The organism is Ruegeria sp. BG10 (assembly GCF_056538575.1).
In genome coordinates, this window is the sequence record NZ_JBQFTI010000001.1 from 674,721 (window position 1) to 688,251 (window position 13,531).

Consider the following 13,531-nt stretch of genomic DNA (forward strand, 5'->3'; position numbering starts at 1 on the left):
AATGGCCCAGATCGTAGTCAAAAACGTCAAGAAGATGTTCGGCGATTTTACCGCCGTCCGCGAAAGCTCGTTCACGATCGAGGACGGTGAATTCTTTATGCTGCTGGGGCCGTCGGGATGCGGCAAGACGACAACGTTGCGCATGATCGCGGGGCTGGAATTGCCGACCTCCGGCGAGATCTACCTGGACGGAGAGGAGATCAGCCAGAAACCCCCGTCCGAACGGGACATCGCTTTTGTTTTTCAGATGTTTGCGCTGTACCCGCACATGAATGTGCGCAAGAACATCAGCTACCCGCTGGTCTCGCAGGGGATGCCGCGCGCGGCTGTAAAGGCCAAGGTCGAAGAAGTCGCGGGAATACTGGGCATCCGGGATATCCTAGACAGCCCTGTTGGCGGTCTGTCCGGGGGGGACCGGCAACGTGTCGCGCTGGGGCGCGCGATTGTGCGCGAACCCAAGGCATTCATGATGGACGAGCCACTGGGCGCGCTGGATGCCGAATTCCGCGAACACATGGCTGAAGAGTTGCGGGCGCTTCACGACCGGATGGGCGCGACAACCGTTTACGTTACACATGATCAGCTTGAAGCCATGCAAATGGGCGACAAGATCGTAGTGATGAACAACGCCGTGATCGAGCAGTTCGGAACCCCGCAGGAAATCTATGACAAGCCCGCGACAATGTTTGTCGCGGATTTCATTGGTTCACCTTCGATGAACTTTCTGCCGTTCAGCGGCAAGGTGGCGCCCGGTTCGGAAAAGGTGCGCCTGAACGGCCATGACGAAACCGTGCCGAAACTCATGGAAGGGGCCGAAGGCGAATTGGTTTTCGGTGTGCGCCCCGAGCACGTCTTTTTGTCCAATGACAGCGATTACCGCGCAAAAGTTGTTGCGGCGGAATATCTGGGCACAACCCAGATCGTAACGCTGCAAAGCCCCAACGGCGAACTGAAGGCCCGGGTCGATGCGCGTGAAACCGTCAACCCCGGAGAGACCGTAGGACTGGAGTTCCGGTCCGCGGCGGTGACGTTGTTCGAACAATCGTCTGGGCGCGCCTTGCGGTCATCGCTCAACTGCGAGGTGCTGGAAAATGGCTGAAGTCGTTTTGGACAACATTTCAAAGGCGTTCGGCAACGTACAAGCGGTTGACGGGATTTCGATGACGATCCCCGACGGGGCCTTTGTCGTGATGCTGGGACCCACGGGTGCGGGGAAGACCACGACATTGCGTCTGATCTCCGGGCTTGAAAGGCTGGATTCGGGGGCGGTGCGAATTGACGGCCGCGATGTAGGGCGCGAAACTCCGGCGCAGCGCGATGTGGCAATGGTGTTTCAACAATACTCGCTTTATCCGCACATGACGGTGCGCGAAAACCTGTCCTTTCCGCTTCGCTCTCCGATCCTCAGAACGCCCGAGGATGAGATCGCGACAAAGGTGAAGGACGTCGCGGAAATCCTTCAAATCCCGCACAAACTGGACAACAAGGCGACAGAGCTTTCGGGCGGTGAAATGCAGCGTGTTTCCATTGGCCGGGCGCTGGTGCGGGATCCGCAGATTTTTCTGATGGATGAACCCCTCAGTTCTCTGGACGCCAAGCTCAGGGCGGATTTGAGGATTGAACTAAAGCGCATTCAGGCGGATTTGGGGTCGACGCTGCTTTACGTGACGCATGACCAGATCGAAGCCATGACTATGGCCACACATATCGGCGTTCTGGAAGAAGGCCGGCTGGTTCAGTACGGCACGCCGCGCGATATCTACGAAAACCCGGGCAGTGTGTATGTCGCCAGCCGGTTGGGTCTGCCACGGATTAACATCCTGCCGTCCGGGCTGTTCGGTGGTACTCATAAGGGTCCGCAGATTGGGCTGCGCCCCGAGAATATCGTGCAGGGCGACGGGATTGATGCCCGCGTCGTGCGTGCGGAGCATCTGGGCGATCAGACAAGGCTGCATCTGGACCTGCAGGGGCATCCGGTCGTGACGCTGATTGATGTCCATCAGGATTACCCCGCGGGCAAGGTCATCAAAATCCGCCCTCATAACCCGTTGTATTTTGACGCGTCCGGCGCGCGTGTGAATTAAGGAGCAAAAGCATGGCCCAGTTCCTCAACACCAAAGAAACTCTGGTAACCGACGCGATAGACGGTCTTCTGGCAGCCTCGGGCGGCGCGCTGTCGCGGCTGGACGGGTACCCGCACATCAAGGTCGTTTACCGGACCGACTGGGACAAGTCGAAGGTTGCACTGGTCTCGGGCGGGGGATCGGGGCACGAACCGGCGCATGCCGGGTTCGTCGGAGCGGGCATGCTGACCGCCGCGGTCTGTGGCGAGGTATTTGCCTCGCCATCTGTCGAAGCCGTACTTGCGGGCATTCTGGCGGTAACGGGCGAGGCCGGGTGCCTGCTGATCGTGAAGAACTATACCGGCGACCGGCTGAATTTCGGTCTTGCAGCAGAACGCGCGCGCGCGCTGGGACGAAGGGTTGAGATGGTGGTGGTCGATGACGATATCGCCCTGCCGGACCTGCCGCAGCCGCGCGGCGTCGCGGGCACGTTATTCGTGCACAAGATTGCAGGCGCACTGGCCGAAAGCGGGGCCGATCTGGACGCTGTGACCGAAGCTGCAAAAGAGGTCATCGCCAAAGTTGTCAGCATCGGCATGAGCCTGGACACCTGCACGGTTCCGGGATCTCCGAAAGAAGACCGCATCGCGCCGGGCAAAGCCGAGCTTGGTTTGGGCATTCACGGTGAACCCGGCGTCGAACAGGTGGATTTTGCAACCGCCGTGACAGCTATGACCACCGTGGTCGAAAAACTCAGGCAACGGACCAAGGCGGGCGATTGCGTGGCTTTGGTCAACAACCTTGGGTCCACGACACCTTTGGAAATGGCCGTTTTGACGCATGCTTTGTCCGAGACCGGGATCGCGCGTCACATAATTGGGCCTGCTCCGATGATGACATCTTTGGACATGCACGGGTTTTCCGTGTCGATCCTGCCGGTCAGTACCGCCCATCTGTCCGCTCTTGAAACGGCGGTGGATCTTTCCGCATGGCCGGGGGTCAGTGCTATCGAACCTGTGAAGGTTGCCCCCTTGCCGGACGGTCTGACACCAATTGATCCGATCCCGTCGAACAACCCGGCGACGCGGGCAACGATCATCCGATTGTCGGAATTGCTGATCGGCGCGGAGCGAGACCTGAACGAACTGGATGCCAAGTCCGGCGACGGAGATACGGGCAGCACGCTGGCGACCGCAGCCCGGGCGTTGCAGGGCAGTCTGGATCGCATGCCCCTTGCGGACCTGACACAGCTGTTCCCGGCACTGGGCAATGAGCTGAGCCAGACCATGGGCGGTTCGTCCGGTGTGATCCTGGCGATATTTTTCAATGCTGCCGGAGATGCCTGCGCAAGCGGTGCCTCGATACCAAAGTCCTTGGTGGAAGGTCTTAACCGGGTCAGTCAGGTGGGCGGCGCCAAAGTTGGCGACAGAACCATGATCGACGCTTTGGCACCGGCGTTGGAGGCATTGCCGTCCGGCATGTCCGAGGCTGCCAGAGCCGCACGCGAAGGTGCTGACAACACAGCGAAAATTCACCGTGCGAAAGCAGGGCGCGCGGCCTATGTACCCGAAGAAAACCTGATTGGCCATAACGACCCGGGCGCCGAGGCGGTGGCCTTGTTGTTCGAAGGGCTGGCGCGGGAGATTGAGGGCTGAGGAAACCGTGGAAGAACAAAAGCTAGAATTGGTGAAAAAACCAACGGTGAACGACATCGCACGGGTGGCGGGCGTCAGTCTGGCGACCGTCGACCGGGTGCTTAACAAGCGCCCCGGCGTAAGGGCCGTAACTGTGCAAAAAGTACAGAAGGCAATCGACGAACTGGGCTATGTGCGCGACACGGCGGCGGCCAATCTTGCCCGAAACCGGCTGTATCGTTTTCTGTTCGTCCTGCCCGACACCGACAATGAATTTGTCGAAGCCCTGAGCCGCCAGATCGTGGAACAGTCGCGGGATCAGTTGATCGAACGCACGCGCATGACAATCAGAAGGGTCGCACCGTTCGAATCACAGGACATCGTCGAAATTCTGGACTCGGTCGATCCGCGTGATGTCGACGGCGTGGCAGTTTTCGGCCCCGAAACCCCGTCCGTCCGGGACGCCATAAAACGGGTCAGGGATAAGGGGATTCCGGTGGTGGCAATGGTGTCCGACCTTCCAAGCTCGGACCGGGACCATTTCGTCGGTATCGACAATGTGTCGGCCGGGCGCACCGCCGCCCAGTTGATGGGCAGGTTGGTTCATCGGCCGGGAAAGGTCCTGGTGCTGACCGGTTCTCGTCTGGCGCGCGACCATCTTGAACGCAGGCAGGGGTTCGATCTGGTTGTTTCCGAGGAATTCCCGCATCTCGAAGTCGTGGCTTCGGTTGAAGGGCGCGACGATCCCGATCTGATCTACAAAATGATGCCCGAGATTTTCGAAACCTACCCCGATCTGGTCGGCATATATTCGTCCGCTGCGGGAAACGCAGGTTTGGTGCAGTTTTTATCGGAAAGCAAATTCGGCAAGGATCTGGTGATCATAGCACACGAATTGACCCCCTTAAGCCGCGACGCACTTAGCCGGGGGACCTTTGACGCTTTGATCTCGCAGGATTCGGGGCACATTGTCCGGTCTGCCGTGCGCTTGCTGCGGGCGACCTCTGACAAGGTTCCGTTCAACAGGGCGCAGGAACGCATTCGCATCGATATTTATCTCAAGGAAAATCTGCCGCCATAAAGGCCAACGTGTTGGGGAGGATACACTATGAAGACCATCAAGGGCCCGGCTCTGTTTCTGGCGCAATTCGCCGGTGACGAAGCCCCGTTCAACTCATGGGACGCCATTACCCGGTGGGCCGCGGATTGCGGGTACAAAGGGGTGCAGGTTCCCAGTTGGGATGGCCGGTTGTTCGACCTGGAAACCGCCGCCTCCAGCACAGGATATTGTGAGGACTTTAAAGGAAAAGCCGCCGAAAACGGTGTTGAGGTCACCGAACTGTCAACGCATCTGCAGGGGCAGTTGGTTGCCGTTCATCCCGCTTATGACACGGCGTTTGACGGGTTCGCGGCCGAAAGCGTCAGAGGCAATCCCAAAGCCCGGCAGGAATGGGCCGTCGATCAGGTCAAAAAGGCTCTGTCGGCATCCCGTAATCTGGGAATTTCCGCGCATGCGACGTTTTCGGGGGCCTTGGCCTGGCCCTATGTCTATCCGTGGCCGCAGCGACCCGCCGGGCTGATCGAGACGGCCTTTGACGAACTGGCGCGGCGCTGGGTGCCGATCCTCAATCATGCCGAAGACTGCGGTGTTGACGTCTGTTATGAAATTCATCCGGGCGAAGATCTGCACGATGGCATCACCTATGAGATGTTCCTTGAACGCACCGGCAACCACGCGCGGGCCTGCATGTTGTACGACCCGTCGCACTATGTCCTTCAATGCCTTGATTATCTGGACAATATCGACATTTACAAGGATCGGATCAGGATGTTCCACGTCAAGGATGCCGAGTTCAACCCGACCGGCCGACAGGGCGTGTATTCCGGGTATCAGGGCTGGGTCGACCGGGCTGGGCGTTTCCGGTCCCTGGGGGACGGGCAGGTGGATTTCCGGGCCGTCTTTTCGAAAATGGCGGCCAATGGGTTCGATGGCTGGGCTGTGGTGGAGTGGGAATGTTGTTTGAAACACCCCGAAGACGGCGCGCTGGAAGGGGCTCAATTCGTATCGGACCACATCATTCGCGTGACAGAAAAGGCTTTCGACGATTTCGCAGACAGCGGAGCGGACGAAGCCGCCAACCGTAAAATGCTGGGGATAGACTGATGGTGACCGGACGCAATGAAGACACGGCAGGGCGCATTCGCCTTGGCATGGTCGGCGGTGGAAATGACGCGTTTATCGGCGGTGTGCACCGGATCGCGGCCAGATTGGACGACAAGTTCGAACTGGTGGCGGGGGCCTTGTCGTCAACGCCTGAAAAATCCCGTCAAAGCGGCGAGGCGCTGGGCCTTGCCAGAATCTATGACGACTTCAAACAGATGGCGATACGCGAAGCGCGCCTGAAATCCGGGATCGAGGCGGTTTCGATCGTCACGCCCAATCACGTTCACTATGCCGCTGCGCGCGAGTTTCTGAAACGCGGTATCCACGTCATCTGCGACAAGCCGCTGACATCGACGCTGAGCGATGCGAAAAAGCTGGTCAAGGCTGCGGAAAGCGCGGATGCGTTGTTCATTCTGACCCATAACTACACCGGTTACCCGATGATCCGGCAGGCGCGGGACATGATCGCCAACGGCGATATCGGAAAGATACGCGTCGTTCAGGTTGAGTATCCGCAGGACTGGCTGACCGAGCAGCAGGACTTCAAGCAGGCAGAGTGGCGGACAGACCCCGAACGCTCGGGCGTGGGGGGCTCAACCGGGGATATCGGAACGCACGCCTATAACCTTGCCTGTTTTGTGACCGGGCTGGAGGGTGAAAGCCTGGCCGCTGATCTGCAGGCCTTTGTGCCGGGGCGCCAGGTCGATGACAATGCCCATGTCCTGCTGCGGTTCAAAGGTGGCGCGCGCGGGATGCTGTGGTCGTCGCAGGTTGCTCCGGGCAATGAAAACGCGCTTCGTCTGCGTGTATACGGGGAAAAGGGCGGGCTGGAATGGGCACAGGAGGATCCAAACTATCTGTGGTACACGCCCTACGGTGAGCCAAAGCGCCTTGTGACGCGCAATGGGGCCGGGGCGGGTGAACAAGCCAACCGCCTGAGCCGCGTACCGCCGGGACATCCCGAAGGGTATCTGGAAGCGTTCGCGAATATCTACAGCGAGGCCGCGGAAGCCATTCAGGCGTTCAGAAAAGGGCAAACCAGCGACGCATCCGTGGTCTATCCGACGGTTCACGATGGCCTGAATGGCGTGAAATTCGTTGCGGCTTGTGTGCAAAGCTCGGCGCGAAACGCCGCATGGGTCAATCTGGGTTAAGGCGTTGGGCTATTGGAATGAAACGACCCGTCGTGGAACAGGCGGCAGGAGCGCACGCGCCAGCGGTCCGGCACAAATGCCGCTGAACGCAGGCTGCGGTCCTGACAATGGGGGTAGGAGGGAATTCGGGTGTTTTTAGGTCTGGATTTGGGAACATCGGGTCTGCGGGGCATTCTGGTTAACGACGAATGGCAGATCGTTTGCGAGGCCGAAGCCGGCATTGAAACCTCGACGCCGAAATCCGGCTGGTCAGAGCAATCGCCGGGCGACTGGGTTGTGGCGTGTCAGCGTGTTGTTGCGCAGCTTCGCGACGCGAACGCGCAGGCATTTGCGTCCCTACAGGGCATTGGGCTGAGCGGCCATATGCATGGCGCGACATTGCTGGACGCGCGCGGAGAAGTGCTGCGGCCATGTATTCTGTGGAATGATACCCGTTCTGCCGATCAGGCGGCCGCACTGGACCAAACACCCGGGATGCGGGAGATCACAGGGAACATCGTCTTTCCTGGATTCACCGCGCCCAAACTGGAATGGGTACGCGCGCACGAACCGGGCGTGTTCGAACAAACGGCCAGGGTCCTGCTGCCGAAAGACTATCTGCGTTTCTGGCTGACAGGTGACTATGTCAGCGACATGTCCGACAGCGCGGGCACGTCATGGATGGATGTCGGGAAGCGCGATTGGTCAGAGACCGCGCTGGAGCATGGCCACATGACAATGGATCAAATGCCCCGGCTGGTCGAAGGCAGCGCGCCCGGGGGGCAGGTCAGGGCGGACCTGTTGCGGGAATGGGGGCTGACGGGCCCGGTCGTGGTTGCGGGCGGCGCGGGCGACAACGCGGCTGCGGCCTGCGGGATCGGCAGCATCAACGAAGGAACCGGCTTTTTGTCCCTTGGGACTTCCGGAGTGTTGTTGGTGGCAAAAAACTCCTACGCGCCGGCCCCCGAAACCGCGGTCCATTGCTTTTGCCATGCAGTGCCAGAGCGGTGGATACAAATGGGTGTGATCCTTTCGGCCACAAACAGTCTGAACTGGCTTTCGCGCAATCTCGGCCAGCCGGTCGGGGCCTTGGCGAATGCTTTGCCCGACAACCTGACCGGCCCTTCAAGGACCAGCTTTCTGCCCTACCTTTCAGGCGAAAGAACACCCCACAATGACAGCAACATTCGCGGTGCATTTCTGGGCCTTGATGTCTCGTCCCAGCCCGCTGACCTGACCAGAGCCGTCATGGAAGGTGTCGCCTTTGCTTTGCGCGATTGCCTTGAGGCTTTGAACAGCACCGGAACTCAGGCCGGAAGCCTGCTTGCGGTGGGCGGCGGCACCCGGTCGCGGTTTTGGCTGGAAACGCTTGCGACCGTGTTGAAGGTTCCGCTTGCTCTGCCGGAGGGCAGCGATTTTGGCGCGGCCATCGGCGCGGCGCGGCTGGCGGCCTGCGCTGCGACCGGCGCGGACCCAGGCGACATCATGACACCGCCGGACATAGCCCGGGTGGTCGAACCGCGTGACGATCTGTCGGACGCCTACGAACAGGAATACCAGCGATTTCGAGAATATTACGCCGCGCTGTCACCTCTGGCAGCGCGCTTATAGGTGGCTCGGCCTCGGGTCGCCCTGCTAATCGGGCACATACTGCTCTCGGACCTCAATCGCCGAGGGTTTCTGAAAAGCTGTTTCGCGGCTAAGGTGTGAAAGGAGTATTCAGGCCTCAACAAACTATCGAGTGTGAAATGAAATCCACTTTTCCGTTTGTTTTTCTCGCAGTTGCCGTGGTTCTGGCGGGACCGGCCACGGCCCAGTCCGAAACGCCGCGACCAAGTGTGACGGTCGCCAGCGCAACGATGGATGATCTTCACAAACGGGATCAGTTTGTGGGCCGCGTCGTGGCCGAACAAAGCGTCGATCTGCAGGCCCGCGTTGAAGGGATATTGGAGGAGGTCAATTTCACAGAAGGGGGCCGGGTCGCCAAAGGTGATGTTCTGTTCCTGATCGAAAAAGCCAAATACGACGCAAGTGTGGAAAGTGCGCAGGCCGCCCTGAAAAGCGCGCAGGCCAGTGCGCAAAGCGACAAGGCCACGTTGGACCGGCAACAGGCGCTTTTTGACAAAGGGGACATTCCGCAGGCGTTATTGGACACGGCAATCGCAGATTACGCGGCAGGTCAGGCCGCGGTGGACGAGGCGCGTGCGGCCCTGAAAATCGCACGGATTGATCTGGACTATACTCAGATCGCAAGCCCGATTGATGGTCGTATCGGTTTGTCGGCGGTTGATGCCGGAAATCTGGTGAATTCCGACAGCGGCGTTCTGGCCACTGTGACCAGTGTCGATCCGATTTTGGTCAGCTTTTTCATCAGCGAACCGGTATTGCTGCGCGAGCGTCGAGACGGGCGCATTTCTGCGGACGGCATCAAGCTGACCACACAGATTACGTTGGCGGATGGAGGGGCCTATTCATCATCTGGGCAGGTCATTTTCGTTGGCGACAGCGTCAGTCAGGACACTGACACGGTTGAGCTGCGAGCCAGTTTTGCCAATCCGGATGGCGCCTTGATCCCAGGACAGTTTGTGACGGTCGACCTGACCGGCTCTGAGGAAACCAAAGTTCTGACCGTGCCGCGCAACGCAGTTCAATTCGACAAGCAAGGGTATTTTGTTTTTTCCGTCGATGATCAAAGCACTGTCCACCGGCAGAACATTCAGATCGGCGCTCAGACAGCGACCCGCACTCAGGTGACCTCGGGCTTGGCGGAAGGCGACCGGGTGGTGGTTCAGGGCCTTCAGAAGATACATGATGGATCGGTCGTGAACGCGGTCGATAGTCAGAGTTAGGGGCCGGATTGATTGCGCGCTATTTCATCGACAGACCGCATTTCGCTGCAGTTATTGCGATCCTGACGGTTCTGTTCGGCGCGGTCTGCGTCCGGCTGATCCCGATCACGGAATACCCGCATATCACACCCCCGCAGATTTATGTCGACGCGACGTATCCCGGCGCTGATGCGCAGGTCATTCTGGAATCCGTCGCCACGCCCATAGAAGAGCGCGTGAACGGTATTCCGGGGATGCTGTACATGTCGTCCAAAAGCTCGAATGACGGCAGCTACTCGCTCAACGTTTCTTTCGAACTGGGCACTGACCCGGATGTTGCCGCGGTCGAGGTGCAAAACCGCATCGCACTGGCCAGCGCCGAATTGCCGTCGGTCGTGTTGCAGCAGGGCGTCGAAGTGACCAAACGTTCGGGCAATATGATCGTCGTGCTGAACCTGATCTCGCCCGATGGATCGCGGGATGAGCTGTACCTCAGCAATTACGCGGCCGACTTTCTGCATGACCCGCTACAGCGGTTGCCGGGTGTCGGGACGGTCTCGCAGTTCGGGCAGCTGGAATACAGCATGCGGGTCTGGATCAATCCGGTACGCATGGCGGCGCTGAACATCACGGCCGCCGAAATTGCAGACGCCATCAAGAACCAGAATGTCATCGCCGCCGCCGGGCAGGTCGGTGCACCCCCGTTCGGAACAACGCGAACCGACTTTCAGTTCAAGCTGCGGGCTGAGGGGCTGCTGCGCGACGCGGGGGAATTCGGGCGCATCATCGTGGCCTCAGACCCGGATGGGTCGGTCACACGTCTTGCGGATGTCGCACGGATCGAACTGGGCTCGGCCACCTATTCGGGGTCGACAAAGTTCAACGGCCAGGACTCGGCGACCGTCGCCGTGTATCAGGAAAGCACGGCCAACGCGCTGGAGATTTCCGATAGCCTGCGGGCGCTGATGCAGGAATTGTCGAAGAAATTCCCGCAGGGTGTGTCCTACGAGGTTACCTATGACGTCACCGACGCCGTGCGAGTTTCAATCCGCGATATCCTGACGACGCTGGCCCTGACGGCGGGGTTGGTCGTGGCTGTCACGTTTCTGTTTCTGGCCAGCCTGCGGGCGACCATCGTGCCCGCCATTGCCATACCCGTATCGCTGCTTGGCGCGGTCGCGCTGATTTATGCGATCGGGTTCAGCGCCAACATGATCACACTGTTCGCGCTGGTGCTGGCGATCACGCTGGTGGTGGATGACGCGATCATCATCATCGAAAACGCGGAACGCATCCTTGCGAACGAAGGCTCGAACCCGCGCGACGCGACATTGAAGGCGATGTCCCAGGTGAACCGGCCGATCATCGCGACAACTTTCGTTCTGGCGGCTGTTTTTGTGCCGGTCTGTTTCTTTCCGGGCGTGACAGGCACGATCTATTTCCAGTTTGCCCTGACAATCATCTTCGCTTTTGTGCTGTCGGCCGTAAACGCGCTGACACTGGCCCCTGTGCTGTGCGCCATGATGTTAAGGACCGGCAGCAGGCCAGCCGGGCTGCTGGCGCTTGTCCCGTCTTTGATCGCCTGGCTGCGTCGTCAGTACCTGCGCCTTGTGTCGCTGATGCTGGGCTATATGACTGTGTCTTTGCTGGCATTTGCCGGTGTTGTGGTATTGACCGTGGAACTTTTCAGAACGGTTCCGACCGGTCTGATCCCGCAGGAAGACAACGGGGTTTTGCTGGCTTCGATGGAACTGCCGGATGGTGCCTCATTGCAGAGAACACAGGCGTTCATGGACAAGGCGGGCGCGCTGATCGGCAAGGCGCCGGGTGTGGACAGCGTTACGATCGTGTCGGGACACAGTATGCTGGCCGGAGGACGCTCGAACGCGGGGATGGCGATTGTCACGCTGAAACCCTGGGATCAACGCCAAAGCCCGGAGTTGCAGTGGTACGCCATCATGCACGATCTTGACCGGCAATTGTCCGCTCTGCCCGAGGCGGTATCTTATGTCTTTCCCTTCCCGACCATTCACGGGCTTGGGTCCGCCGGCGGAGTTTCTGTTGAAGTGCTCGACCTCGGCAATGGTGACGGGGCGCAGCTTGACGCTGTCATGAACGGCTTTGTCACCGCCCTGAACGCGGCGCCCGAATTTTCGCGGGCGCATGGGAATTTCTCGGCCCAAAGCCCGCAATACCAATTGGCGGTCGACCGGGATCGGGCAGAAACTCTGGGCGTCAGTGTGGCGGATATCTTTACGGCGCTGCAGGCCAGTCTCAGCTCGTTTTTCGTGGACAATTTCATCCTGAACGAGCGGGTGTACTGGGTGGTCATTTCGGCCGATGCGGATTTCAGGCAGACGCTGGACGATGTGGACAACATCTATGTCAAGAACAGTGCGGGCGACACGCTGCCGCTGCGCAACTTTGTCAGCAACACACCCGTTCTCGCGCCAGACACGGTTCCACGCTACAACCTGTTCACCGCAGCCTCGGTCAGCGCGCAACTGGCCGATGGGGTCAGTTCCGGTGACGGCATCAGGGCGATGCAGGCCATTGCCGACCAAACCCTGCCTGACGGGTTCCGGATCGAGTGGTCGGGCGTCAGCCAGCAGGAAGTAAAGGCGCAGGGTCTGGTTCTGTACATTGTTTTGTCGGCCGTCGTGCTGTCCTATCTGTTTCTTGTCGTGCTTTATGAAAGCTGGATCCTGCCGCTATCCATCGTCGCGTCGACAGTGTTCGCCCTGCTTGGCGCGCTAATCCCTTTGGCGCTGGTGCCGTTCCTGACCAGCAACATCTTTGCACAGGTGGGGATGGTACTGTTAATCGGCCTTGCCGCGAAAAAGGCCATCATGGTTGTGGAATTCGCCAACCAACAGCGCGAGAGCGGAGCCAGCATTCACGAGGCCGCGTTACGGGCGGCGGAAATCCGGTTCCGGCCGGTGACGATGACCGGGTTGTGCTTCATCGTTGGTGTCATGCCACTGGTCCTGTCAAGCGGGGCAGGGGCCGCTGCCCGCGTTTCGATCGGTTATCCGGTTTTGTGCGGAATGATCCTGGACAGCACCCTGGGCCTGTTGATGATCCCGGTGCTATACGCCGCGTTCCAAAGCCTGAGAGAGTGGCTGGCAGGGCTCGGCCGCATATCGGCCTGACGGCGTTTTTACAGGTTCAGTCCGCGCGCCGCGCCAGACATTCCTCAAGAACCGCGCGCACATGGGTGCCCAAACCAGGAGCCTCGGACTCACGCGGGCCTGCCACATTCAGCACTTTGACCGGGTTCGACAACAGCCAATCCGACACCTGTTTCGCGCAGATGTCTGGGCCGTTCCTAAGATCGACGACCAGATAGGGTTTCCCTGCCTCGCGGGCAAAAGCAACGGTCTGGCGGGTGCCGGGACTGTCCGAACCGTCGCCGAAGACCAACGTGGCATCACTGGATTCGACGTTGAGCCGGGTCCTTTCGTTCACGTTCGTCGATTGCGTTTCAGTCAGCCCGGTCAGGTGTTCCGGAATTTTCCCGGCTTCATTCGTACGCCCCTTCGGAACCCAGCCCCCAAAGGAAAACCCACATTCACGCGCAAATTCCAGCGCTGCCATATCCACACCGGTTTGCCCGCCCGAGACTATTTTCATGGCTCTGCCCCTTGATCCTTGAAAAGTTTAGCCCCGCCTTGGGCGATCCGCAAACCGGGCAGCTCAGGGTGGGGGA

At 59.6% G+C, this 13,531-nt stretch carries 10 protein-coding genes; 9 read left to right on the top strand and 1 reads right to left on the bottom strand.

Going from position 1 to position 13,531, the window contains the following annotated elements:
* The first annotated feature begins 1 nt into the window (after window position 1).
* The 9 genes from ACR0D8_RS03295 to ACR0D8_RS03335 all read left to right on the top strand — a co-directional run bounded on the left by ACR0D8_RS03295 (window position 2) and on the right by ACR0D8_RS03335 (window position 12,974).
* Window positions 2-1,099: an ABC transporter ATP-binding protein gene (locus ACR0D8_RS03295; RefSeq protein WP_480644586.1), complete on the top strand. Its 1,098-nt coding sequence runs from the start codon at window positions 2-4 to the stop codon at window positions 1,097-1,099.
* Entirely contained in the window at window positions 1,092-2,084 is a 993-nt protein-coding gene (locus tag ACR0D8_RS03300; RefSeq protein WP_480644587.1) for an ABC transporter ATP-binding protein, read from the top strand. Before ACR0D8_RS03295 ends, ACR0D8_RS03300 begins: the two co-directional genes overlap by 8 nt.
* An 11-nt stretch (window positions 2,085-2,095) precedes the next feature.
* Entirely contained in the window at window positions 2,096-3,718 is a 1,623-nt protein-coding gene (locus ACR0D8_RS03305; protein WP_480644589.1) for a dihydroxyacetone kinase subunit DhaK, read from the top strand.
* 31 nt (window positions 3,719-3,749) lie between these two features.
* Window positions 3,750-4,778 carry a LacI family DNA-binding transcriptional regulator gene (locus tag ACR0D8_RS03310; RefSeq protein WP_480644591.1) on the top strand — a complete coding sequence of 343 codons (1,029 nt, stop codon included), beginning with the start codon at window positions 3,750-3,752 and terminating at the stop codon, window positions 4,776-4,778.
* 27 nt (window positions 4,779-4,805) lie between these two features.
* Window positions 4,806-5,861 (top strand): sugar phosphate isomerase/epimerase family protein, encoded by a 1,056-nt coding sequence (locus tag ACR0D8_RS03315; RefSeq protein WP_480644593.1) that lies wholly within the window; start codon window positions 4,806-4,808, stop codon window positions 5,859-5,861.
* Window positions 5,861-7,015, top strand: coding sequence for a Gfo/Idh/MocA family protein (locus ACR0D8_RS03320; protein ID WP_480644594.1), 1,155 nt, complete (start codon window positions 5,861-5,863; stop codon window positions 7,013-7,015). The genes ACR0D8_RS03315 and ACR0D8_RS03320 overlap by 1 nt, the downstream gene beginning before the upstream one ends.
* A gap of 129 nt (window positions 7,016-7,144) precedes the next feature.
* Window positions 7,145-8,605 (top strand): xylulokinase, encoded by a 1,461-nt coding sequence (gene xylB, locus ACR0D8_RS03325; RefSeq protein WP_480644595.1) that lies wholly within the window; start codon window positions 7,145-7,147, stop codon window positions 8,603-8,605.
* A gap of 137 nt (window positions 8,606-8,742) precedes the next feature.
* A complete protein-coding gene (locus ACR0D8_RS03330; protein WP_480644597.1) occupies window positions 8,743-9,843 on the top strand; it encodes an efflux RND transporter periplasmic adaptor subunit in 1,101 nt (366 codons plus the stop codon).
* A gap of 8 nt (window positions 9,844-9,851) precedes the next feature.
* Window positions 9,852-12,974, top strand: a complete 3,123-nt coding sequence (locus tag ACR0D8_RS03335; protein ID WP_480644598.1) for an efflux RND transporter permease subunit — start codon at window positions 9,852-9,854, stop codon at window positions 12,972-12,974.
* 16 nt (window positions 12,975-12,990) lie between these two features.
* Here the strand turns inward: ACR0D8_RS03335 and ACR0D8_RS03340 are convergent, their stop codons facing one another.
* Window positions 12,991-13,455, bottom strand: coding sequence for a putative molybdenum carrier protein (locus ACR0D8_RS03340; RefSeq protein WP_480644600.1), 465 nt, complete (start codon window positions 13,453-13,455; stop codon window positions 12,991-12,993).
* Between the last annotated feature and the right edge of the window lie 76 nt (window positions 13,456-13,531).

Bases quoted from the DNA above. Each gene is read 5' to 3' on its own strand.
- ACR0D8_RS03305 (WP_480644589.1), top strand. From the start codon at position 2,096: ATGGCCCAGTTCCTCAACACCAAAGAAACTCTGGTAACCGACGCGATA.
- ACR0D8_RS03330 (WP_480644597.1), top strand. From the start codon at position 8,743: ATGAAATCCACTTTTCCGTTTGTTTTTCTCGCAGTTGCCGTGGTTCTG.
- ACR0D8_RS03315 (WP_480644593.1), top strand. From the start codon at position 4,806: ATGAAGACCATCAAGGGCCCGGCTCTGTTTCTGGCGCAATTCGCCGGT.
- ACR0D8_RS03295 (WP_480644586.1), top strand. From the start codon at position 2: ATGGCCCAGATCGTAGTCAAAAACGTCAAGAAGATGTTCGGCGATTTT.
- ACR0D8_RS03300 (WP_480644587.1), top strand. From the start codon at position 1,092: ATGGCTGAAGTCGTTTTGGACAACATTTCAAAGGCGTTCGGCAACGTA.
- ACR0D8_RS03340 (WP_480644600.1), bottom strand. From the start codon at position 13,455: ATGAAAATAGTCTCGGGCGGGCAAACCGGTGTGGATATGGCAGCGCTG.
- ACR0D8_RS03320 (WP_480644594.1), top strand. From the start codon at position 5,861: ATGGTGACCGGACGCAATGAAGACACGGCAGGGCGCATTCGCCTTGGC.